Here is a 22487-nt window from a genome sequence, read left to right as displayed (position 1 = left end):
AGCAGGCTGACCCGATTTTGCGCCACCAAGGGGTGCCGTCAATTCAGCACAAGGTTATTTCCCATGAGTAATTCCGCTCGGCAGCAAAGCATCTGGTACAAGATGCATATCGATCTGCCGCTGTTTCTCGGTCTGCTGGCCGTGATGACGCTCTCCATGGTGGTGCTCTACTCCGCCTCCGGTCAGGATCTCGACTCCATCGTGCGCCAGCTGGTACGGGGCGGCCTCGCCTTTGCCCTGATGATCGGCATGGCCCAGCTGCCACCGTCTCTGTATGCCCGCTGGTCGGTGCCGCTGTTCGCGGTGGTAGTGCTGATGCTGATTGCGGTGGACGTGTTCGGTCATATCGGCAAGGGGGCCCAGCGCTGGCTCGATCTGGGCTTTATGAAGTTCCAGCCCTCCGAGGTAATGAAGCTCTCCATGCCGATCATGGTGGCCGCCTGGCTCAGCCGCCACTCGCTGCCCCCCAAGTTCAGCCATGTGGTGATCGCCCTGGTGATGGTGCTGCTGCCCACCCTGCTGATCGCCGCCCAGCCCGATCTCGGTACGTCCATTCTGGTGGCGGCCTCCGGCTTCTTCGTCATCTTCCTGGCGGGGCTCAGCTGGTGGCTGATTGGGCTGGCGGTCATGCTGATCGTGGCCTTTATGCCGGTACTCTGGTTCTTCCTGATGCACGATTACCAGCGCCAGCGGGTGATGATGCTGATCGACCCGGAGAAAGACCCGCTCGGCCGTGGCTATCACATCATTCAATCCAAAATCGCCATCGGCTCCGGCGGCGTGTTCGGCAAGGGGTGGCTGCAAGGGACCCAGTCCCAGCTGGAGTTCCTGCCCGAACGCCATACCGACTTTATCTTCGCGGTATTTAGCGAGGAGTTTGGTCTGGTGGGGGTCGCCCTGTTGCTGGTGCTCTACCTCTACGTCATCAGCCGCTGCCTCTATATCTCGATGCAGGCCCAGAGCAGCTTCGAGCGGCTGCTGGGGGGCGCCATCACCCTCACCTTCTTCGTCTATGTGTTCGTCAACATGGGGATGGTGAGTGGCATCTTGCCGGTGGTGGGGGTCCCCCTGCCGCTGGTGAGCTATGGTGGCACCTCCATGGTGACCCTGATGGCCGGTTTCGGCATCCTGATGTCCATTCAGACTCATAGAAGACTGCTCGCCTGATGAGATGGGTTGGATTGCTGCTCTCTCTCGCCACAACGGTGGCAACTGCCGCCGTGGCGCCGGATCGGTTGGCGCTGCTCGCCGAGCAGCAACAGGTGCCGCTGGCGGAGTTGCAAGCCGCAGTCGCCCGCGCCCAGCTGCGCCAGGAGGTGCTCGACACCATCAGCAAGCCGTGGGAAGCCAAACCCTGGCATCGCTACCGGCCGCTGTTCGTCACCCCGGATCGCATCCGGGATGGGCTGCAGTTCTGGCGGCAGCATGCTGCCACCCTGACGCGGGCCGAGCAAACCTATCAGGTACCGGCATCAATCATAGTGGCCATCATCGGGGTAGAGACCCTCTATGGTCGCCAGATGGGCCGTCATCCGGTGCTTGATAGCCTCTACACCCTGGGGTTTCACTACCCCGAGCGCAGCGACTTCTTTGCCAAGGAGTTTGCCCAGCTGGTGTTGCTGGCAAAAGAGGAAGGGTGGGCGCTGGATCGCCTCAAGGGCTCCTATGCCGGAGCCATGGGGATGGGCCAGTTCATGCCCTCCAGCTACCGCCACTACGCCGTTGATTTCGATGGCAATGGCAAGCGGGATCTGTTTGCCAACCCGGTCGATGCCATCGGCAGCGTGGCCAACTATTTTGCCAGCCACCAGTGGCGCTGGGGCGAATCCGTGGTGGAACCGGCCCAGATCGGGCTGATGGCAGTCGAACCTTTGCTCAGGCCTGAGCCCGAGCTAACACAACAGTGGTCAGAACTGGCGGCGGCAGGGATTGAGCTCGCCACGCCGCTGGCCCCACAGACGCCGGTCAAGTTACTGGCGTTTGCCCAAGCCGATGGACCGGAATACTGGGTCGCACGGCATAACTTTTATGTGATCACCCGCTACAATCGCAGCCCACTCTATGCGATGGCGGTGTATCAACTTAGCCAAGCCATTCAGGAAGCGTATGCATCTTCGTCACAAACTCCTCCCGCTCAGCCTGAGCTTGTTGCTGGCCGCCTGTAGCAGCCAGCCGGAACAGACCGCCCCCGTCGAACCGCAAGCACCGGTCAGCAAGCCGCCCGTCATCGAGATCCCGCAAGCCACCGGTGCCATTCCGCGCCCCGAGCCCCTGAGTGCCAGCGGCAACCGGGACTACTGGATCGGCAAGCAGAAAAACGAGGTGTGGCGCGACATCAAGCACTACAGCGAAGAGGGCACCGCCAGCTGGCTGTCGCCGGATCTGGATGGCCAGAAGACCGCCAACGGCGATGTGCTGGACAGCACGCTGTTCAGCGCCGCCCACCGCAACCTGCCCATCCCGAGCTATGTGCGGGTCACCAATCTGGACAACGGACTGGAGACGATCGTGCGGGTCAACGATCGCGGCCCGTTCAACAGCCCTCGCCTGATCGATCTCTCCTACGCGGCAGCCAAACAGCTGGAGATGGTCGATAGCGGGGAAGCGCGGGTACGGCTGGAGCTGATCAACGACACCCCGGATCAGATGGTGATCATGGAGCCAATGAAGCCCATCGAGATGACCCCGACCACCCCGGCCGCTGCGGCCTCCAACACCCTGTCGCAAGATGGCTTCCTGGGTGAACCAACTGCGCTGGCGATGGCAACCCCCGCCGCCGACCCTGCCCCCGTCAAGGCGCCAGCCACCAAGCCCGCCAAAGCGGCACCTCTCAAACCAGCGTCAGCCAAGGCCGCAGCACCTGCCAACAGCGGCGATGGCAAGATGATTCAGGTGCTGGCCAGCGGCTCACAGGAACGGGCCGAGGCGATGGGCAAGGTGATGACCCAGCGTTACGGTGTGCCCTACCGGATCGATGCCCATGGCGCCATTTTCCGGGTGCTGATTGGCCCGGTCGCCGCCGACCAGCAGGCAAACGTGCTGGAAAAAGTACGTCAAGGCGGACTGGAACAAGCCTTTATCGTTCCCTAACCCCTCTCTGCTGGCGGGCGTAGCCCATGTCCCAGCCCCGGCCATCACGTCGCTTTATGGCGTGATGGCCGGGCTGATGGATAAAAAACCAGTGATGATCGCCATGTCAGGCTATGACCAGCGGACGCATCTGGTATAGTTAGGCCCGCATTTTATCCCCATCTGGCTCGCAGGAATTTCAAGATGTCCAAATTTGCCCGTTCAGTTCTTCTGGCCTCGCTGGTCAGCGTTACCGCCCAGGCCAATACGCCGGTGCCGACACCGACTCCGAATGCCATGCCCATGGTGGTTCCCGCCGCGCCGGAGATCTCCGCCAAGGCCCATATTCTGATCGACTACTACTCGGGTCAGGTGCTGGCCGAGCAGAACGCCGAAGAGCGTCTGCCGCCCGCCAGTCTGACTAAAATGATGACCTCCTACATCATCGGCCAGGAGCTGCTGAAGGGGAACATCAAGCGCACCGACATGGTGACCATCAGCCAGAACGCCTGGTCCAAGAACTACTCCGACTCCTCCAAGATGTTTATCGAGGTGGGTAAGCAGGTCTCCGTCGATGACCTGAACAAAGGCATCATCATCCAGTCCGGCAACGACGCCTGCGTCGCCATGGCCGAATTCCTGGCGGGCAGCACCGACTCCTTTGCCAGCCTGATGAACAGCTGGGCCGCCAAGCTCGGCATGAACGACAGCCACTTCATGAACCCGCACGGTCTGGATGCGGAAGGTCACTACAGTACCGCTCACGATATGGCCCGTCTGGGTCAGGCGCTGATCCGCGACCTGCCGGAGGAGTACAAGGTCTACTCCCAGAAATCCTTCGTGTTCAACGGCATCACCCAGCACAACCGCAACCGCCTGCTGTGGGATCAATCCCTGCAAGTGGATGGCATCAAGACTGGCCACGTCAGCCAGGTCGGCTATAACCTGGTCTCTTCTGCCACCAATAACGAAGGCATGCGCCTGATCGCCGTGGTATTCGGAGCCAGCAGTGAAGGGTCCCGTGCGGCCGAGAGCAAGAAACTGCTCACCTACGGTTTCCGCTTCTTCCAGAGCCTGACCCCGTACAAAGCCGGTACCGAGCTGGTCACCCAGAAGATCTGGATGGGCGACAAGTCTGAGGTGAAACTGGGGGTTGATCAGGATGTTTCGGTACTGGTTACCCGCGGTCAGGGCAACAACCTGAAAGCGGACTTCCAGCTCGATAGCGAGCTGAAAGCGCCGCTGGCCAAGGGGCAGCGCGTCGGTACTGTATTCCTGAAGCAGGGCGACAAAGAGATCAAACAGGTTCCGCTGGTTGCCCTGGAAGAGGTGCAGGAAGGTGGTCTGGTGAGCCGTCTGTGGGATTACCTGGTACTGCTGGTCACCAGCTGGTTCAAGTAATCACGGCGCAATATTGTCACCTAGCAGCGGCGCCAACAGGCGCCGCTGCTGCCTTTGTCATACCTGCACTGTGAATAACCCTGCAAACTGCCGGTTCCGCCCTCCCCTGATTTGTGGTAAAAAGCAGCACTTCCATTTCTGGTCTGACTGATCCTGGCCTTGATCCCGGTCCGGGCAGTGCCCATATAGACTTGAAATGGCGGCTTTTGCAAGTCATAGGCCACTAGCTATCCAAGATGAAGTCATCCCGTTGATGACGAAAAAGGTGAGTAAATGAATACCAAATTTGATGAACTGCTGGAGTTTCCCTGCAAATTCCCGTTCAAGGTGCTCGGCATTGCCGACCCTGCGCTGCCCCATAGAGTGGTAGAAGTGCTGCAACAGCACGCTCCCGGCACCTACAGCCCGACCGTTCAGCCCAGTGCCAAAGGTACTTACCACTCGGTACGCGTGACGGTGACGGCCCAGAACAAAGAACATATCGAAGCCATGTACAAAGCGCTCGGCGATATCGAGCTGGTTAAATACGTACTGTAACTTCTCTCTCGCCCCGTTCTGCGGGGCGACTGTTTTTGTGCTGAGGAAGCCATGCCATCCCGGATCCCCGTCCAGTCCCAACTGATCGTCAGACATCTGGGCCGCCGCCCCTACCAGCAGGTATGGGACGCCATGAAAGTCTTCACCGACCACCGTACCAGCGATACCCCGGACGAGTTCTGGGTGGTCGAGCACGATCCCGTTTACACCCAGGGTCAGGCTGGCAAGGCCGAACACCTGCTCAATCCGGGCAACATTCCGGTGGTGCAAAGCGATCGCGGCGGTCAAATTACCTATCATGGCCCAGGCCAGCTGGTGCTCTACGTACTGGTGGATGTGCGTCGCTGTAAATTCTCGGTCCGCGAGCTGGTGACCGCACTGGAAACCGCCATTATCAGCACCCTTGCCAAGAGCAATATCAATGCATATGCCAAGGCAGACGCCCCCGGGGTCTATGTGAAAAATGATCTCGGCATGGAGGCCAAACTGGCCTCGCTGGGACTGCGGATCCGCAAGGGCTGCTCGTTCCACGGGCTGGCTCTCAACATCAACATGGACATGAGCCCCTTCCTGCATATCAACCCGTGCGGCTATGCGGGCATGGCCATGACCCAGACCAGCGCCCTGGGCGGCCCGCAAAGCGTGGCCGAGGCGCAAGCCATTCTGGTAGCCGAACTGGCCAAGCTGATTGGCTATGACGCAATAACCAATACCGAAGAGGCATCATAAGCAAACCCGCTGCTGCCCGGCTATGCCGCACAGCGATGGGGATATGCAAGTGACCCGACAGCTATCAATCAAACAATAACAAACACCGAGAGTGAATCATGAGCAAACCCGTTCGTATGGAGCCGGGCGTCAAGCTGCGCGATGGCGACAAGATGGCCCTGATCCCGGTGAAATTCATGCCGGATCCAAGCGAAGAAATTCTGCGCAAGCCGGACTGGATGCGGATCAAGCTGCCCCCCTCCAGCCAGAAGATCGAGCACATCAAGAGCACCCTGCGCAAAAACAAGCTGCACTCGGTATGTGAAGAGGCCTCCTGCCCCAATCTGGCTGAGTGCTTCAACCACGGCACGGCCACTTTCATGATCATGGGCGCCATATGCACCCGTCGCTGCCCCTTCTGCGACGTGGCCCACGGTCGCCCGCTGGCCCTTGATCCGGACGAGCCGCAGAAGCTGGCGCTCACCATCAAGGAGATGGGGCTGAAATATGTGGTGATCACCTCGGTAGACCGCGACGACCTGCGCGATGGTGGTGCCCAGCACTTTGCCGACTGCATCAAGCAGATCCGCGAGCACAGCCCGCAGACCCGCATCGAAATCCTCACCCCGGACTTCCGTGGCCGGATGGAGCAGGCGCTGGAGGTGTTCCGTGAAACACCGCCGGACGTCTTCAACCACAATCTGGAAACCGCCCCGCGCATGTATCGGGTTGCCCGCCCGGGTGCCGACTACAAGTGGTCGCTGGAACTGCTGCGTCGCATCAAAGAGATGCACCCCCATGTCCCCACCAAATCCGGTGTCATGATGGGTTTGGGCGAGACCAACGAAGAGATCGTTCAGGTGCTTACCGATCTGCGCGAGCACGGCGTCAACATGCTGACCCTGGGCCAGTATCTGCAGCCGAGCCGCCACCACCTGCCGGTCAAGCGCTACGTGCCGCCTGCAGAGTTTGACGAGCTGAAAGATGTCGCCATGGCACTGGGCTTTAGCCACGCTGCCTGCGGCCCCTTCGTGCGCTCCTCCTATCACGCCGACCTGCAGGCGAAAGGGGAAGAGGTCAAATAACCTCAACGACGAATGCCACCAACAAAAAGAGCGCCTATTGGCGCTCTTTTTGTTGGTGTCTCTGACTGTTGCAGCTTGATGCACTCAGCTGCCGCTGTCGAAGATCCCCTGCTGATGCCAGCGTTGCAGCTGGGCCAGCACCCGGGTCTCACGAGCCGTCCATTGGGGACAGGGGCCCGCCAGCTGGGTCTTGTTGGTCTGCAACGCTTCGTCGAGCACAAACCAGCCGGGCACAAAGCCGAGGCGGATCTCGTAGGGCTGTGGCTGCGGGGCCACCAGCTGCTCGCCAATCCGGCACAAGTAGTAGAGCGAGCGGATACAATAAGCATCAAAGCCCGGCTCGCGAGCAGCACGATACTCACGGGTCTCGCCGAGCAGCGCGCCAACCTCCAGTAGTTCAGCGCCACACTCTTCCAGCAGCTCACGGGCCAGCGCGGCGGCATGGCTTTCGCCCTCCTCGATACCGCCGCCCGGGAACATCAGATCGCCATTAACCCGGGAGTGGACCAGCAGCAACTCGTCATCACGCCGCACCACGGCACGCACAGTCAGGCGCTCCAGGGTGCGACCCTCAGTGAGCACCTCACCATGCATAAAAGAGAGAGAGAAAGGGTCAGGCCAGCAACTGGCCGAAGAGAGAGTGGTCATCATTGCCTCAGGGTCGATAGCTGCCACGCTTGAGCTGCTCGACGATCTCGGCAGCCCGTACGTCGTAGCCATCCTGCTCCGTTTTGCTCAGTGAATGATAAATAGCAAAGCGCTTGGCTGACACCTCGGGCGCATCCTGAAACGACTCGCTCACCTTGCCCCACAGATAGGCCAGCCCATACTGCTTTTGCCCCATATAGAGGGTACTGAGGGAGGTGAGCAAGCGGCTGTTGACCTTGTCCCCCTCCTGATAGAGGGAGAGGCCGCGCTGCAGGGTGGCAATGGCCTGTTCGGGGTCGCTCTTGGCGTAGATACCACCGAGCGCCAGTTGCAGCTCGGGTTCATCCAGCGCCTTGCTGCCTTCCAGCGCCATAAACTGCTGGCGAGCCAGCTCGTTGGTGTTATTGGTCCAGTGCCAGAGCAGCAGATAGGGATCTTGCGAATTGCGAGTCGCCACATCGAGCTGGGCCAGCTGATCACCTGCGGCCAGCATCCCCTCCACCCGGGGGCTCTTTTGCTCCTTCGCCGCTTTGTACTCGATATTGGTGGAGCGTTCGGCACACTTGAGATAGCGCTCAAGGCCGCGCATCAGCTCATACTTGCGCCGATCCGTGCCCTCCTCTTTCAGGTAGAAGCGGCTACGAATGACATCGGTACGCTCATAGCGGCACCAACCATCGTCCACCAGATCCTGGCAAAGCTCGGGATTGTTACCACAAATATTGTGGATGCGGTCGTCATTACAGCCCGTCACGGCAAGACCGACTGAGATCATGATGAGCGTCTGTCGCAGAGAGAAATGGGCCATGGGTCACATCTTGTAGGTAGAGTCAGCGTCTTGTGAGACCGTCGAAAGCTAGCAAGCTGATTACAGATTCATTACAATTAGCGCGCTATATCACGTCGCTATTACAGAATAATATAACGAAATATACACCCCGACACTGATCTGCATTCGACGAATTTGTGTTTACGGCGACAAGTTTACATCAACGGTCTCCGGGTAGCCCGCCATCACCACTTGCCGACATGGCAAGAACCCCGGGGGCAGGCCGCCACCATGCTGTCTACAACCCAGAGCCGGGTTGTTTCGACTGACGAGATACCCGTTTCGGGCACCCTCGGTTCGCCTGCATCACCACAAGATTCAGCACCAAGACAGATAGGGTATCACCACGAGTTTGAGGACCGCTGATGGCACAGATGGCTGATGCTCAGCCAGCCAGACCCCAGGTTCAAGGAACAATGATAAAGGAGAGGCCGGATGTCATTGCAACAGAGTGAGTTTCAACAAGCGATCAGGCAGATGCCACAAGAGGTGTACGAGCGGCTCAAGACCGCGGTCGAGCTGGGCAAGTGGCCCGATGGCAAGCCTCTCACCGACGAGCAGAAGGCAACTTCTCTGCAAGCGGTGATGGCCTGGCAGGCGATACACCTCGACCAGCCAGAACACATGAATATCGGTCGCGACGGCGAGATCGTGATGAAGAGCAAGAGCGAGCTAAAACGGCTGTTTCGTGATGAACCTCAGCCGGTTGAAGAGGAGATAGTGCGGGTCAATCTCAATCACTGAGACCACTCGCCGCTACTGTCTCGCGGCGGCCAATCGAACAGCGACTAATGGAACAGCGAGAGTTCGATAAATAGTGCGATAAATAGCAAAGAGGGGAGCCATGATGGCTCCCCTCTTTTTTCCTCTCTCTGCTGGGTGACTCATCCCCCTCATCCCCAGCCCTTCTCCCGCCAGGGGAGAAGTGAGCTGGCTCGCAGCCTGCGGACAGTAAGCGGGCCACCTGCCGGCGATCTTCATGGCAAGCCTCGCTGCCAACAGTACCTCGATCTATCCCCTCTCCCACTGGGAGAGGGTTAGGGTGAGGGGGAAACAGGTTAGGGGGTCAGTTCACCGCGCAGGGACTGCTGCATCAGCTCGCGAATGCGCGGTGCCGGCAAGTCCTGGCTCAGCAGGAAGTGCAGCTTGGTCAGCGCCGCCTCGGCGGTCATGTCGAAGCCCGAGATGACCCCGGCGCGAGACAGCGCGTTGCCGGTGGCATAGCCCCCCATGTTGACCTTGCCGTGCAGGCACTGGCTTAGGTTGACTATGATGACGCCGCGGGCCGAGGCCTCGGAGAGCAGCGCCAGCATGGCTGGGTTCTGCGGTGCATTGCCCACCCCGAAGGAGAGCAGGATCAGCGCCTTCACCGGCTGCTGCAATATGTTGGCGATCACCTCGCTGGAGATGCCCGGATAGAGGGTCACCACGCCGATGGGCTGGGGGGTGATGTCGTGCAGCACCAGCGGTCGCTCGGACGGTGCGCCCAGCTCGCCCGCTTCCAGCGAGATGGCGATGCCGGCATTGAGCAGCGGCGGATAATTCGGTGAATCGAAGGCGTGGAAGCCGTCGGCGTGCACCTTCTTGCTGCGGTTGCCGCGATAGAGCTGGTTGTTGAAAAACAGCGTCACTTCGTGGATCGGGTAGTTGGCCGCGATATAGAGGGCGTTGAGCAGGTTCTGCTGCCCGTCGGAGCGCAGCTCGGCCAGCGGGATCTGGGAGCCGGTGATGATGACCGGCTTGTGCAGATCTTCCAGCATGAAGGAGAGCGCCGAGGCGGTGAACGACATGGTGTCGGTGCCATGCAGGATCACGAAGCCATCGTATTTCTCGTAGTTGTCGCGAATATCCTCAGCGATGCGCTGCCAGTCCGCCGGGGTCATGTCGGAGGAGTCGATGAGGGGCGCATATTCGTGGATATGGTAATCCGGCATCTCGGGGCGGTGGAACTCGGGCATCCGCGCCAGACAGTCTTCCATAAAGCCCGCCATCGGCACGTAGCCGTGATCGGAGCGCTGCATCCCAATGGTGCCGCCTGTGTAGGCAATGTAGATAGACTTCTTCACACCCTCTCCTCTTGATGAAGTGAACACCGCGGGCACATGAGTCATGTCGGGGTGAACAACCATGTCACCTCCCGTCATACCTTCTGCGTGCCGCGGAAACTGGCGGATTATAGAGACTGACGCCCCAAATGACAGCCGTTCCATGCACCCTTTTCGGCTTTTCTGCCCTCTACCCCCATAGTGTTAAATGTCACAATAAACCACTAAAACGCGCATTAATACGACAAAGATGGAATTAAACGATGCTTTTTGCTACAATCCGCCGGATTTTACTAAAATCTCATCTGGATGCCTGAGTATTTCAGGCCCGCACAGGCCCTATCTTCATGGGGCAGGGAGAACTCTCCCCCTCTTTGTTGGCGCTTGAGCCACACTATTTATCCCGGCTGAATCTGTGAGTCTTCATCAACGAAAGGCACAGCCAATCAACATGGGAGTACTTAATGTTACAACTTGATTCCTACGCAACGCTGGTCGCTGCCACTCTGGTATTGCTGCTTGGCCGGGTACTGGTCACCCGGGTCGGGCTGCTGCGTACCTTCAACATCCCCAAACCGGTTGCCGGCGGCCTGGTGGTCGCGCTGGTGCTGCTGTTGCTGCGCTCCACCCTGCAGATGGAGCTGCAATTTGATACCAGCCTGCAAACCCCGCTGATGCTGGCATTTTTCGCCTCTATCGGTCTCTCCGCCGATCTCGCCAGCCTGAAACGCGGCGGCAAAGCGGTCGCGACCTTCCTGCTGGTGGTCACCGGTCTGCTGATCGTACAGAACAGTCTGGGTGTGGGTCTGGCGACCCTGCTCGGTCTGGATCCCCACATGGGACTGCTGGCGGGGTCTATCACCCTCTCTGGCGGTCACGGTACCGGCGCGGCCTGGAGCGCCACCTTCTCCGAAAAGTACGGGGTGCAATCTGCCGCCGAACTGGCCATCGCCTGTGCCACCTTCGGTCTGGTGTTGGGCGGTTTGATCGGTGGCCCGGTAGCCCGCCACCTGGTGAAAAAGGTGCAGGTGCCCGGTGAAGAGCACAACAAGGATGAAGCCCCCAAGGGCTTCGAGATGCCCGATATGGAGCGTCCCCTCACCACCTTCAGCCTGATCGAGACCCTGGCGCTGATCGCCATCAGCCTCAAGGGCGGCGAACTGCTCTCCGCCTCCCTCAAGGGCGGAATGCTGGAGCTGCCGATCTTCGTCTGTGTGCTGTTTGTCGGCGTGCTGCTGCGCAACCTGCTGACCCTGTTCAACTGGCATGAAGTGAGTGACCGCGAGGTCTCTCTGCTTGGCAACGTCAGCCTGTCGCTGTTCCTCGCCATGGCGCTGATGAGCCTGAAACTGTGGGATCTGGCCAGTCTGGCCCTACCCATCTTTATCTTGCTAGCCGCCCAGACGGTGGCGATGGCGCTCTACGCTATCTTCGTCACCTTCCGGGTGATGGGTAGCAACTACGATGCGGCCGTGCTGGCAGCGGGCCACTGCGGCTTTGGTCTTGGCGCAACGCCAACCGCCATTGCCAATATGCAGGCCATCACCCAGCGCTTTGGCCCATCCCATCTGGCGTTCCTGGTAGTGCCCATGGTGGGCGCCTTCTTCATCGACATCATCAACGCCATGGTGATCAAGCTGTTTATGGCGATGCCGTTCCTGTAATCCCCTTCCGGTCAGACATATATGATCAGAGCCCACCTTTCGGTGGGCTCTTTGCTTCGACGCTCTTCTCGCCAGCCGAGGTTGTCAGGGCCGAGTCACCTATTCGACACCAAGATGACCGGCGCGCAAACCAGACTGCACCCGATGCCCAGCATTCCCTCGACCAACAAAAAGCCCCGCACTCGACAGAGGGCGGGGCTTGTTTATGTCAGCCAGGAAAGGACTGCGACTTGTACCTTACAGGATAAAGGTCGACACCTGCTGGTTCAGGTCGGTGGCACGGCCTTTAAGGCTGTGGGCCTGATCCAGATCGCGCATGGCAGCCGCGGTGATCTCGTCACTCACATCCTTGATGGCGGTGGTGTTCTGAGTGATCTCGCCGGTCACCTGAGTCTGCTCCTCAGCTGCTGTGGCGATCTGGCCCGCCATGTCGGAGATGAGGGAGATGGCGCTGGTGATCTCTTCCAGCGCGCGCACCGCCTGATCCGCATCCTGCACGCTGTTGTCCGCCAAGCCCTGACTGGTCTGCATCAGGCTCACCGCACGGGCGGTGGTCTGTTGCAGGGTCTCGATGGTGGACTGGATCTGCTGGGTGGAGTCCTGGGTACGGCGCGACAGCACCCGCACCTCGTCCGCCACCACCGCAAAACCACGACCCTGCTCACCGGCACGGGCCGCTTCGATGGCGGCGTTCAACGCCAGCAGGTTGGTCTGCTCGGCAATCCCCTGAATGGTAGAGAGGATGCTGGTGATGGCCTGCGCGTGGCGGCTCAGCTCACCGATCACTTCGGTCGCCTGTCCCACCTCTTCAGCCAGACCATTGATGGACTGACGGGTCTTGTTGACCAGCATCTTGCCCTGTTCACTGCTCTGGGCTGATTGCTGGGCGGCAGCGGCGGTGTTCTCGGCGTTGCCGGCGATCTCCATGGTGGCGCTCGCCATCTCGGTGACCGCGGTCGCGACCATGGTCACCTCTTGCTGCTGACGTTGCAGCTCGTCCACCGCGGCCTGGTTGGTCACCAGACTGCGCTCGGCATCGGCGTTCAGCTCGTTGGCCAGCTTGCGGATATTGCCGATCAGCTGGTGCTGACTGCCGACGAAACGGTTGAAACTGTTGGCCAGCTGGCCCACTTCATCGTTGGCTTCGGTCTTGATCCGCTGGGTCAGATCGCCGTTACCGTCGGCGATGCGAGCGAGAGCCAGAGAAACCTTGCTCAGCGGGCCAAGCAACATGCTGACCAACCAGGAGATGGCAAGAATGCTGCCCACCAGTGCCAGCAACGCCATCCCCAGCTGGGTCATCAGCAGGGAAGAGAGCGGCGCTTCGAGCACGGCCTTGTCCAGTACCAGCAACAGCTCCCAGTCAGTGTCCGGAATATCGACCGCCCACAGCAGCTTGTCGCGGCCTTCGCTATCGAAGTAAGCCGGGACCAGATCCTTGCTCGACTTACTCTGCTCGATCAGCGCATTGGTCAGATCGTTGTCGATCTCGGTCGCCGGTTTCATCGCCTTGGCCGCATCTTTATAGGCAATGACGGTGCCATCCTTGTGCATCATGATGGCAAAACCATCGGCAGGCAGCTTCATCTTGGTCACGTCATCTACCAGAGACGCAATGGAGAGGTCACCACCGACCACGCCGCCCTGAGCGGGCTGGGCAAGAGTCACCACCATGATGTTGTAGGCCACGTCGAGATAGGGTTTGGTGACGATCAGGCCACCCTTGCCCATCGCCTCCTGATACCAGCCACGGGAGCGGGGATCATAACCGTCACGGTTGATTGAGGGGTCGGAGTCATTCATCTTGCCACTGCCCTCACCGAAGTAGGTGAGCTGGAAGCGGCCAGAAACCTGGGCCTGTTGCAGAGCATTGAGGGGCTCGCCACTGGTCTTGTTGCCGAGCGCCTGAATGACGTCACGACGGGCAGAGAGCCAATCACTGACACTGGCGGCCTGCTGGCTGCCCAAGCGCTGGACTTGCTCCTGGCTACCTTGCAGCAGCAGTGCCTTCTGGCTGCTATAGCTCTGCCAGGAGAGTAACGAGATCACCAACGACAGGGCGATCACCACTGACAACAGTATCTTCTGCTTGAGTGAGAGATTGTTCATCATAATTTCTTCTTATATAGATGAGGAGCGGGTTTATCCCTAAAGGTGCACAACACTACGTAGTCATTAGCGACCCGGCAGGTAAAAACTGAACCTGAAAATGGGTCGGCGGGCGATATTTTCTGCCGAGCTGCAGAAAAATGCACCAGAAATTAACGGCACAAACCGCACAAGCTCAGGCAACCCTGTTTATTCCTTCCACAATTGGCTAGAATATCCTGTTTTTAAGTCACATCGACCCTGAGAGTTTTCACGATGTTCGAAGTTAATCCCGTATTAAATAAACTTAAGGAGCTGTCTGAACGGACCGAGCTTCTTAGGGGGTACCTTTGACTATGATGCCAAGAAAGAGCGTCTAGAAGAGGTCAACGCCGAGCTAGAACAGCCGGACGTCTGGAATGAGCCCGAACGTGCACAGGCACTGGGCAAAGAGCGCGTCACCCTGGAAAACGTGGTCAGCACCATCGACACCCTGACCCAGGGCGTGGATGACGTCGAGATGCTGGTGAGCCTGGCCGTCGAAGGGGAAGATGAAGATACCTTCAACGAAGCCATCGCCGAAGCCGAACAGCTGGAAACCAAGCTGGTAGATCTCGAGTTCCGCCGCATGTTCTCCGGTCAGCACGACGGCTCTGATTGCTATATCGATATCCAGTCCGGATCCGGTGGTACCGAAGCTCAGGATTGGGCCAACATGGTACTGCGCATGTTCCTGCGTTGGGGCGATGCCCACGGTTACAAGCCGGAGCTGATTGAACTGTCAGACGGCGACGTGGCTGGCATCAAGTCCGCCACCATCAAATTCACCGGCGAATATGCCTTCGGCTGGCTGCGCACTGAAACCGGCGTTCACCGTCTGGTTCGCAAGTCTCCGTTCGATTCTGGCGGCCGTCGTCACACCTCGTTCTGCTCCGTGTTCGTCTATCCCGAGATCGATGATGATATCGATATCGAGATCAACCCGGCAGACCTGCGCATTGACGTTTATCGCGCCTCCGGTGCCGGTGGTCAGCACGTTAACCGTACCGAGTCCGCCGTGCGTATTACCCACGTGCCGACCAATACCGTCGTGCAGTGCCAGAACGACCGTTCCCAGCACAAAAACAAAGACCAGTGTATGAAGCAGCTGAAAGCCAAGCTCTACGAGCTGGAAATTCAGAAGCAGAATGCCGAGAAACAAGCCCTGGAAGAGACCAAGTCTGATATCGGTTGGGGCAGCCAGATCCGTTCCTATGTGCTGGATGACTCCCGTATCAAGGATTTGCGCACCGGCGTCGAAACCCGTAATACCCAAGCGGTACTCGACGGTGACTTGGACAAGTTTATCGAAGCCAGCCTGAAATCAGGTCTGTAAACAAGCAGGAATCACCATGTCTGAACAAACCACTACTCCGGTAGTCGACCAAGCACTCGAATTCAACAACGAGATGACCGAGCGTCGTTCCAAACTGGCCGCCCTGCGCGCCCAGGGTAATCCTTTCCCCAACGATTTTCGTCGTGACAGCCTCTCTGGCGAACTCCATGCCGAGTTTGACGATAAAAACGCCGAGGAGCTGACGAGCCTGGGTAAACGGGTGAAGATTGCCGGTCGCATCATGACCCGCCGGATCATGGGCAAGGCTTCTTTCGCCACCCTGCAGGACATGGCCGGCAAGATCCAGGTCTACGTCACCCGTGACGACCTGCCGGAAGGTTTCTACAACGAGCAGTTCAAGAAGTGGGATCTGGGCGACATCGTCGGTGTCGAAGGTACCCTGTTCAAGACCCAGACCGGTGAGCTCTCCGTTCACGTTTCCGATATCCGCCTGCTGACCAAAGCGCTGCGCCCACTGCCCGAGAAGCACAAAGGCCTGACCGACCAGGAAGCGCGCTGCCGTCAGCGTTATCTGGATCTGATTGCCAACGAAGAGTCCCGCAAGACCTTCGTGATCCGCACCAAAGTGGTTGCCGGGATCCGCAAGTTCTTCAACGACAAGCAGTTCATGGAAGTGGAAACCCCGATGATGCAAGTCATCCCGGGTGGTGCCTCAGCCCGTCCGTTCGTCACTCACCACAATGCGCTGGACATCGACATGTACCTGCGTATCGCCCCGGAGCTTTACCTGAAGCGTCTGGTGGTCGGTGGTTTCGAGCGCGTGTACGAGATCAACCGTAACTTCCGTAACGAAGGTATCTCGGTGCGTCACAACCCCGAGTTCACCATGATCGAGTTCTACATGGCGTACGCCGACTACATCGATCTGATGGACCTGACCGAAGATCTGCTGCGCACCCTGGCGCAGGACATTCTGGGCGACACCCAGATCCGTTACGCCAAAGAGGGCGAAGAGGGTCTGACCATCGATTTCGGTCAGCCGTTCCAGCGCCTCACCATGGTCGAGTCCATCCTGAAGTTCAACGCGGATGTGACCCTGAACGATCTGGCTACCCTCGAGAGCGCCAAGGCCGTTGCCAAGCGTCTGCATATCGAGCTGATGAAAGGTTGGGAGCTGGGCCACGTGATCACCGCGATCTTTGAAGAGACCGTTGAGCACATGCTGCTGCAACCGACCTTCATCACCGAGTACCCGGCAGCCGTTTCTCCGCTGGCTCGCCGCAACGACGTGAACCCGGACGTGACCGACCGCTTCGAATTCTTCATCGGTGGCCGCGAGCTGGCTAACGGCTTCTCCGAGCTGAACGATGCAGAAGACCAGGCCAAACGCTTCCAGGATCAGGTTGATCAGAAAGAAGCAGGCGACGACGAAGCCATGTTCTACGACGCCGACTTCGTCACCGCGCTGGAACACGGCCTGCCGCCGACTGCCGGTCAGGGTATCGGTATCGACCGTCTGGTAATGCTGTTCACCAACAGCCACACCATCCGTGACGTCATTCTGTTCCCGGCCTTACGTCCACAAAAGTAAGATCCGCAGAAATAAGGCCACAGAAGCCAGCTACATCCCTTGGGTCAATCCCGAGCGTGATAGCCAATAAAAACGCCCCGCAACTGCGGGGCGTTTTTTTATGGCATGTGTCACGTGTCGTGTTATTTGGCGAGAGGCAGCAACCACTCCCCTTGCCACAGGGTCAACCCCTGACCCGCCATCAATACTCGCTCACCCCGCAGCTCCAGCTTGAGCTCACCCCCTCTGGACGAAACCTGACGGGCCCGCAACTGCTGCCTGCCGAGCCGTTCAGCCCAGAAGGGCATGAGAGCACTGTGGTTGGAGCCGGTGACCGGATCCTCATCCACGCCCACCCAGGGGGCAAAATAGCGGGAGACGAAATCATCATCTGCCCGGCTCGACGGAGCAGTGACTATCAGCCCCCGTCCCGGCAGAGCGCGCAGTGCATGGAAATCAGGCGAAAGCGCGAGGATCTCCTCTTCACTTGCCAGCTCCAGCAAGAACTTGGCCCCGGCCGCCAGAGTCTGTCGTGGCTGGCAACCAAGCGCGGCTGCATAGGCGGGATCCAGCATCAGTGGCGTCACTTCGATACGCGGAAAATCGAGCCAAATCCACTCCCCTTCGCGCCGGGCCAGCAGCTCACCACTGCGGGTCTCGAAGCGGATAGTCTCGTGTGCAGCTACCGCCCCTGTCTGCCACAACACATGAGCAGCCGCCAAGGTGCCATGACCGCAGAGATCAACCTCGACTTTCGGCGTGAACCAGCGCAACTGGTAATGGGCCCTACCAAGTTGTACCAGAAAGGCTGTCTCAGAGAGGTTGAACTCGGCAGCCATCGCCAGCTGGCTGGCATCCGGCAGGGCGGGTCCCAATACGACCACCGCGGGATTGCCACCAAGGGGCTGCTGACTGAACGCATTGACATGAAACAATCGGATATTCGACATGGCACTTCCTGTGTTATCAAGTGGCTCTCATTTAACGCCCTTTATACCACGCTCCTCTTTTGCTGCGGGAGCAGGCGTACCTCAGCTCTTTTAATGCATTAATAGAATAAAGAAGACATTTTTATTCTTTGTTGTTATTCAGCACGCCCTTTAATCTGGCCAAAAATCAGACCATGGAAGACGCGTGTGATGCAATTGAAGGACTCCCCATTCAACCTCTCCCCCCTTTCTGACGAGCAGCAACGTCAGCTGGGTCAGGTACTCTCGACCCTCAATACCCAGCAACTGGCCTGGGTGAGCGGCTATCTCTATGGCCTCTCCCAGACCGGTCAGCAGAGCGTTACCGCCAGCGCGGCCGTGGCTGCGCCCAGTGGCAGCCTGACCATTCTCTACGGCTCCCAGACCGGCAACGCCAAGGGTGTCGCCACTGCCATCAAGGCGCAGGCCGAGGCCCGTGGCCTGCCCGTCACCCTCGCGTCGATGGCCGACTACAAACCCAAGCAGCTCAAGAAAGAGAGCCATCTGCTGGTGGTAGTGAGCACTTACGGGGAGGGTGAACCGCCGGAGAGCGCCGTCGATCTGTTCGAGCAGCTTAAAAAAGGCAAGATTGGCAAGCTGGACGGGCTCAAGTTCGCGGTGCTGGGGCTGGGTGACAGCTCCTACGAATTTTTCTGCCAGACCGGCAAAGATTTTGACAACTTCCTCGCCACCGCTGGGGCCGAACGCATTTATGAGCTCGCCAGCCTCGATGTGGATTATCAGGATGCAGCCAAGAGCTGGGGCGAGCAGGCACTCAACGCCATTGCCACAACGCTCACCACCGGCGCAGCCAGCAACAATGTGGCAAGCGCGGTGCAGCAGGTGGTAGGTCATAGCCAATACAGCAAGGAGAACCCCTTCCCTGCCCGCCTGTCGGTCAATCAGAAGATCACCGGCCGGGATTCCACCAAGGATATCCGCCATATCGAGATCAATCTGGCCGACTCCGGCCTCACCTATCAGCCGGGTGATGCCCTCGGCGTCTGGTTCGACAACGACGCCGATCTGGTGGGCGAAGTGCTGGCCCTGGCCGCCCTCTCTGGCGATGAAGCCACTGCCCACGGCAGCTTGCGCGCCGCACTGACCGGTCACTTCGAGCTGACCCGGCTGCACGGCGGCTTTATCACCGGTCTTGCCGAGATCGCGGGCAACGCAGCGCTGAAAGATCAGGCGGGCGACAAGGCCCAGGTCAATGCACTGGTCGCCTCCGCCCAGATTGTGGATGTACTGAAGCGCTTTCCGACCGCCCTCACGGCCGAGCAGTTGATCGGGCTGCTGCGCCCCCTCACCCCGCGCCTCTACTCCATCGCATCAAGCCAGAGCGAGGTTGAAGAAGAGGTGCACCTGACCGTCGGGGTGGTGCGCTACCCGCAGGAAGATGGCACTGTGCGCTCTGGCGCCGCCTCCTCCTATCTTGCGGATCGGCTGGCTGAAGATGGCGAGGTACGGGTGTTCGTCGAGCACAACGACAACTTCCGCCTGCCCACCAATCCCGATACCCCCGTCATCATGGTGGGCCCCGGCACCGGCATCGCCCCGTTCCGCGCCTTTATGCAGGAGCGGGAAGCCCTCGGGGCCTCGGGCAAGAACTGGCTCTTCTTCGGCAACCCCCACTTTACCCAGGATTTCCTCTATCAGGTGGAGTGGCAGCGTTATGTGAAATCGGGGCTGCTGTCGAAGATTTCGCTAGCCTTCAGCCGGGATCAGGCCAACAAGATTTATGTGCAGGATCGCCTGCGTGAAGCAGGGCTTGAGCTCTACCAGTGGCTGGAAGCAGGCGCTCACTTCTATGTCTGTGGTGACGCCAACAAGATGGCCAAGGATGTACAAGAGGCCCTGCTGGATCTGATTGCCGAACACGGCCACAAGAGCCGTGAGGAAGCAGAAGAGTATTTGAGCGAATTGCGTCGTGCCAAACGTTATCAAAGGGATGTCTATTGATGAGCAAACAACCTCTTTCTCACCCAAAAGCGGGACCGGTCGAAGGGCCGCTGGCCGACAACGAGCGCCTCAAGCGCGAGAGCAACTTCCTGCGCGGCACCATAGAGCAAGATCTGCAGGACCCGCTCACCGGCGGCTTCAACGGCGACAACTTCCAGCTGATCCGCTTCCACGGCATGTACCAGCAAGATGACCGCGACATTCGCCCCGAGCGTGCCGCCCAGAAGCTGGAGCCGCTGCACAACGTCATGCTGCGTGCCCGCCTGCCGGGTGGGATCATCACCCCGGCCCAGTGGCAGATCATCGACAAGTTCGCCGAAGAGCACAGCCTCTACGGCAGTATCCGTCTCACCACCCGGCAGACCTTCCAGTTTCACGGCGTATTGAAGCGCGACATCAAGCTGATGCACCAGACCCTCAACAGCACCGGTATCGACAGTATCGCCACCGCTGGCGACGTGAACCGCAACGTGCTCTGCACCAGTAACCCGGTGGAGTCCGAGTTGCATCAGGAAGCCTACGAGTGGGCCAAGAAGATCTCCGAGCACCTGCTGCCCAAGACCCGCGCCTACGTGGAGATCTGGCTGGACGGCGAGAAGCTGGGGGATGACGAAGAGCCAATCCTGGGTTCCAACTACCTGCCGCGCAAATTCAAGACGACCGTGGTGATCCCGCCTCACAACGATGTGGATATCCACGCCAACGATCTCAACTTCGTGGCCATTAGCGATCACGGCAAGCTGGTGGGCTTTAACGTGCTGGTGGGCGGTGGCCTCGCCATGACCCACGGCGACACCAGCACCTATCCACGCAAGGCGAGCGATTTTGGCTTTATTCCGCTCTCCCACGTGCTGGAGGTGGCGGCTGCCGTGGTCAGCACCCAGCGCGACTGGGGCAACCGGGTCAACCGCAAGAACGCCAAGACCAAGTACACCCTTGAACGGGTTGGCGTCGAAGCCTTCAAGGCTGAGGTGGAGAACCGCGCCGGTATCCCCTTCGCCGAGAGTCGCCCCTATGAGTTCACCAGCCGTGGCGATCGCTTCGGTTGGGTCGAGGGGATCGACGGCAAGCACCACCTCACCCTGTTTATCGAGAATGGCCGCCTGCTGGACTTCCCGGGCAAGCCGCTCAAAACCGGCATGCTGGAGATCGCCAAGGTGCATCAGGGGGATTTTCGCCTGACCGCCAACCAGAACCTGATCATCGCAGGCGTCCCGGCTGGCGAGAAAGCCCGCATCGAAGGGCTGGCGCGCCAGTACGGCCTGCTGGATGACGGCGTCAGCGAGCAGCGCAAGCAGTCGATGGCCTGCGTGGCCCTGCCCACCTGCCCGCTGGCGATGGCCGAGGCCGAGCGCATGCTGCCAGCCTTCGTCACCGACATCGAGGGGCTGCTGGCCAAACATGGGTTGGCGGATGACGCCATCATCTTCCGGGTCACCGGTTGCCCCAACGGCTGCGGCCGCGCCATGCTGGCGGAGGTGGGTCTGGTGGGCAAGGCCCCCGGTCGCTACAACCTCCATCTGGGGGGCAACCTGGAGGGCACCCGCATTCCGCGCCTCTATCAGGAGAACATCACCGAGCCGCAGATCCTGGCCGAACTCGACGCGCTGATCGGCCGCTGGGCCAATGAGCGCAATCAGGGCGAGTGCTTTGGCGACTTCGTGATCCGGGTTGGGGTGATTGCTCCCGTTATCGATTCCGCGAGGGACTTCTATGCTGCTTGATGTCACTGAAGATGGCCACCTTGATCTGCAGGCACTGCTGGCCCTCGGCCGTGAAGAGCAGAGCGAGGCGCTGGCCCCCCTCAATCGGGAGCTGGATACCATGAGCGCTCCCGAACGGGTGCGCTGGGCACTGGCCAATCTGCCGGGGGAGCATCTGCTGTCGTCGAGCTTCGGCATTCAGGCGGCGCTAATGCTCCATCTGGTGAGCCGCGAGCGGGCCGACGTGCCTGTGGTGCTGACCGATACCGGTTATCTGTTCCCTGAGACCTACCGCTTTATCGATGAGCTGACCGAGCGCCTCGCGCTCAACCTGAAGATCTACCGTGCCGAGTTGTCACCGGCCTGGCAGGAAGCGCGATTTGGCCTCTTGTGGGAGCAGGGCGTGGAGGGGATCACCCGCTACAACCAGCTCAACAAGGTCGAGCCGATGGACAGAGCCCTGCGTGAGCTAGGGGCTCAGACCTGGTTCTCCGGCCTGCGCCGGGAGCAGTCCGGCAGCCGTGGCAAGTTGCCAGTACTGGCCATCCAGCGCGGTCGCTTCAAGTTCCTGCCGGTGATCGACTGGAGCAACAAGGACGTCTTCTACTACTTCAAGGAGTTCGACCTCCCCTACCACCCCTTGTGGGAGCAGGGTTACCTCTCGGTGGGCGATGTCCACACCACCACCAAGTGGGAGCCGGGCATGAGCGAGGAGCAGACCCGTTTCTTCGGCCTCAAGCGCGAGTGCGGCTTGCACGAGGAGGGTGGCAAAGAGCATGGCGAGCAGAGCGGCTCCGGCATCTGAGCCCGCTGGCAAGGTCGGATCCTGACCATAAAAAACGCCCGGCAACTGCCGGGCGTTTTGCTTGGGCTG

Annotated in this window: 19 protein-coding genes; 14 read left to right on the top strand and 5 right to left on the bottom strand. The window is 59.6% G+C overall.

Features of this window, described 5'->3' with window-relative positions; translation table 11 throughout:
* Positions 1–63: 63 nt before the first annotated feature.
* The 7 genes from rodA to lipA all read left to right on the top strand — a co-directional run bounded on the left by rodA (position 64) and on the right by lipA (position 6800).
* Positions 64–1167 carry a rod shape-determining protein RodA gene (gene rodA / locus BN1135_RS15870; protein WP_042022806.1) on the top strand — a complete coding sequence of 368 codons (1104 nt, stop codon included), beginning with the start codon at positions 64–66 and terminating at the stop codon, positions 1165–1167.
* Positions 1167–2165, top strand: coding sequence for a lytic murein transglycosylase B (gene mltB / locus BN1135_RS15865; protein ID WP_042022805.1), 999 nt, complete (start codon positions 1167–1169; stop codon positions 2163–2165). The genes rodA and mltB overlap by 1 nt, the downstream gene beginning before the upstream one ends.
* Positions 2107–3090, top strand: coding sequence for a septal ring lytic transglycosylase RlpA family protein (locus BN1135_RS15860; RefSeq protein WP_042022804.1), 984 nt, complete (start codon positions 2107–2109; stop codon positions 3088–3090). Before mltB ends, BN1135_RS15860 begins: the two co-directional genes overlap by 59 nt.
* A gap of 183 nt (positions 3091–3273) precedes the next feature.
* Positions 3274–4470 carry a D-alanyl-D-alanine carboxypeptidase family protein gene (locus tag BN1135_RS15855; protein ID WP_042022803.1) on the top strand — a complete coding sequence of 399 codons (1197 nt, stop codon included), beginning with the start codon at positions 3274–3276 and terminating at the stop codon, positions 4468–4470.
* A 273-nt stretch (positions 4471–4743) separates the two neighbouring features.
* Positions 4744–5007 (top strand): DUF493 family protein YbeD, encoded by a 264-nt coding sequence (gene ybeD, locus BN1135_RS15850; RefSeq protein WP_042022802.1) that lies wholly within the window; start codon positions 4744–4746, stop codon positions 5005–5007.
* Positions 5008–5058: 51 nt separating this feature from the next.
* A complete protein-coding gene (gene lipB / locus BN1135_RS15845; RefSeq protein WP_042022801.1) occupies positions 5059–5736 on the top strand; it encodes a lipoyl(octanoyl) transferase LipB in 678 nt (225 codons plus the stop codon).
* A 98-nt stretch (positions 5737–5834) separates the two neighbouring features.
* Positions 5835–6800 carry a lipoyl synthase gene (gene lipA, locus BN1135_RS15840; RefSeq protein ID WP_042022800.1) on the top strand — a complete coding sequence of 322 codons (966 nt, stop codon included), beginning with the start codon at positions 5835–5837 and terminating at the stop codon, positions 6798–6800.
* 84 nt (positions 6801–6884) lie between these two features.
* On the opposite strand, the gene BN1135_RS15835 is transcribed toward lipA, so the two are convergent.
* Together BN1135_RS15835 and BN1135_RS15830 are read right to left on the bottom strand one after the other, a co-directional pair.
* Positions 6885–7451 (bottom strand): NUDIX domain-containing protein, encoded by a 567-nt coding sequence (locus BN1135_RS15835; RefSeq protein WP_042022798.1) that lies wholly within the window; start codon positions 7449–7451, stop codon positions 6885–6887.
* A gap of 4 nt (positions 7452–7455) precedes the next feature.
* Positions 7456–8256: a DUF2989 domain-containing protein gene (locus tag BN1135_RS15830; RefSeq protein ID WP_042022796.1), complete on the bottom strand. Its 801-nt coding sequence runs from the start codon at positions 8254–8256 to the stop codon at positions 7456–7458.
* A 456-nt stretch (positions 8257–8712) separates the two neighbouring features.
* Here BN1135_RS15830 and BN1135_RS15825 point away from each other — a divergent pair, with 456 nt between their 5' ends.
* A complete protein-coding gene (locus BN1135_RS15825) occupies positions 8713–9021 on the top strand; it encodes a YeaC family protein (protein WP_042022795.1) in 309 nt (102 codons plus the stop codon).
* A gap of 314 nt (positions 9022–9335) precedes the next feature.
* Here BN1135_RS15825 and ansA read toward each other — a convergent pair whose 3' ends face one another.
* Entirely contained in the window at positions 9336–10343 is a 1008-nt protein-coding gene (ansA, locus tag BN1135_RS15820; RefSeq protein WP_042022794.1) for an asparaginase, read from the bottom strand.
* A 443-nt stretch (positions 10344–10786) separates the two neighbouring features.
* On the opposite strand from ansA, the gene gltS reads away from it, so the two are divergent.
* Complete coding sequence (gene gltS / locus BN1135_RS15815; RefSeq protein ID WP_042022793.1) at positions 10787–11986, top strand: sodium/glutamate symporter; 1200 nt, start codon at positions 10787–10789, stop codon at positions 11984–11986.
* 237 nt (positions 11987–12223) lie between these two features.
* Here gltS and BN1135_RS15810 read toward each other — a convergent pair whose 3' ends face one another.
* On the bottom strand, positions 12224–14095 hold the full coding sequence (locus BN1135_RS15810) for a methyl-accepting chemotaxis protein (RefSeq protein ID WP_042022936.1): 1872 nt from the start codon (positions 14093–14095) through the stop codon (positions 12224–12226).
* 255 nt (positions 14096–14350) lie between these two features.
* Between BN1135_RS15810 and prfB the strand changes: the two genes are divergently transcribed.
* Both prfB and lysS read left to right on the top strand, forming a co-directional pair.
* Positions 14351–15449 (top strand): peptide chain release factor 2 gene (gene prfB / locus BN1135_RS15805; RefSeq protein ID WP_098970334.1). Its coding sequence is split into 2 segments (ribosomal slippage): positions 14351–14425 and positions 14427–15449, totalling 1098 coding nucleotides; the frame shifts between segments, so codons are not numbered across the junction.
* A 16-nt stretch (positions 15450–15465) separates the two neighbouring features.
* Positions 15466–17001: a lysine--tRNA ligase gene (lysS, locus tag BN1135_RS15800; RefSeq protein ID WP_042022792.1), complete on the top strand. Its 1536-nt coding sequence runs from the start codon at positions 15466–15468 to the stop codon at positions 16999–17001.
* 122 nt (positions 17002–17123) lie between these two features.
* Here the strand turns inward: lysS and BN1135_RS15795 are convergent, their stop codons facing one another.
* Positions 17124–17930 carry a PhzF family phenazine biosynthesis protein gene (locus tag BN1135_RS15795; protein WP_042022791.1) on the bottom strand — a complete coding sequence of 269 codons (807 nt, stop codon included), beginning with the start codon at positions 17928–17930 and terminating at the stop codon, positions 17124–17126.
* 189 nt (positions 17931–18119) lie between these two features.
* Between BN1135_RS15795 and BN1135_RS15790 the strand changes: the two genes are divergently transcribed.
* The 3 genes from BN1135_RS15790 to BN1135_RS15780 are packed head-to-tail and all read left to right on the top strand — an operon-like array spanning position 18120 to position 22418.
* Positions 18120–19910, top strand: a complete 1791-nt coding sequence (locus BN1135_RS15790; RefSeq protein WP_042022790.1) for an assimilatory sulfite reductase (NADPH) flavoprotein subunit — start codon at positions 18120–18122, stop codon at positions 19908–19910.
* Positions 19910–21634, top strand: coding sequence for an assimilatory sulfite reductase (NADPH) hemoprotein subunit (gene cysI, locus BN1135_RS15785; RefSeq protein ID WP_042022789.1), 1725 nt, complete (start codon positions 19910–19912; stop codon positions 21632–21634). Before BN1135_RS15790 ends, cysI begins: the two co-directional genes overlap by 1 nt.
* Positions 21624–22418 (top strand): phosphoadenylyl-sulfate reductase, encoded by a 795-nt coding sequence (locus tag BN1135_RS15780; protein ID WP_042022788.1) that lies wholly within the window; start codon positions 21624–21626, stop codon positions 22416–22418. Before cysI ends, BN1135_RS15780 begins: the two co-directional genes overlap by 11 nt.
* The last annotated feature ends 69 nt before the right edge of the window (positions 22419–22487 follow it).

It is taken from the genome of Aeromonas sobria, from assembly GCF_000820145.1.
Taxonomy (GTDB): domain Bacteria; phylum Pseudomonadota; class Gammaproteobacteria; order Enterobacterales; family Aeromonadaceae; genus Aeromonas; species Aeromonas sobria.
Note: the sequence above shows the minus strand (reverse complement) of the source record. Positions and strands in the feature narration are given on the sequence as shown.

Bases quoted from the DNA above. Each gene is read 5' to 3' on its own strand.
- BN1135_RS15810 (WP_042022936.1), bottom strand. From the start codon at position 14,095: ATGAACAATCTCTCACTCAAGCAGAAGATACTGTTGTCAGTGGTGATC.
- lipB (WP_042022801.1), top strand. From the start codon at position 5,059: ATGCCATCCCGGATCCCCGTCCAGTCCCAACTGATCGTCAGACATCTG.
- BN1135_RS15830 (WP_042022796.1), bottom strand. From the start codon at position 8,256: ATGGCCCATTTCTCTCTGCGACAGACGCTCATCATGATCTCAGTCGGT.
- BN1135_RS15825 (WP_042022795.1), top strand. From the start codon at position 8,713: ATGTCATTGCAACAGAGTGAGTTTCAACAAGCGATCAGGCAGATGCCA.
- BN1135_RS15835 (WP_042022798.1), bottom strand. From the start codon at position 7,451: ATGATGACCACTCTCTCTTCGGCCAGTTGCTGGCCTGACCCTTTCTCT.
- lipA (WP_042022800.1), top strand. From the start codon at position 5,835: ATGAGCAAACCCGTTCGTATGGAGCCGGGCGTCAAGCTGCGCGATGGC.
- cysI (WP_042022789.1), top strand. From the start codon at position 19,910: ATGAGCAAACAACCTCTTTCTCACCCAAAAGCGGGACCGGTCGAAGGG.
- BN1135_RS15780 (WP_042022788.1), top strand. From the start codon at position 21,624: ATGCTGCTTGATGTCACTGAAGATGGCCACCTTGATCTGCAGGCACTG.
- lysS (WP_042022792.1), top strand. From the start codon at position 15,466: ATGTCTGAACAAACCACTACTCCGGTAGTCGACCAAGCACTCGAATTC.
- BN1135_RS15790 (WP_042022790.1), top strand. From the start codon at position 18,120: ATGCAATTGAAGGACTCCCCATTCAACCTCTCCCCCCTTTCTGACGAG.
- BN1135_RS15795 (WP_042022791.1), bottom strand. From the start codon at position 17,930: ATGTCGAATATCCGATTGTTTCATGTCAATGCGTTCAGTCAGCAGCCC.
- ybeD (WP_042022802.1), top strand. From the start codon at position 4,744: ATGAATACCAAATTTGATGAACTGCTGGAGTTTCCCTGCAAATTCCCG.
- BN1135_RS15855 (WP_042022803.1), top strand. From the start codon at position 3,274: ATGTCCAAATTTGCCCGTTCAGTTCTTCTGGCCTCGCTGGTCAGCGTT.
- rodA (WP_042022806.1), top strand. From the start codon at position 64: ATGAGTAATTCCGCTCGGCAGCAAAGCATCTGGTACAAGATGCATATC.
- BN1135_RS15860 (WP_042022804.1), top strand. From the start codon at position 2,107: ATGCATCTTCGTCACAAACTCCTCCCGCTCAGCCTGAGCTTGTTGCTG.
- mltB (WP_042022805.1), top strand. From the start codon at position 1,167: ATGAGATGGGTTGGATTGCTGCTCTCTCTCGCCACAACGGTGGCAACT.
- gltS (WP_042022793.1), top strand. From the start codon at position 10,787: ATGTTACAACTTGATTCCTACGCAACGCTGGTCGCTGCCACTCTGGTA.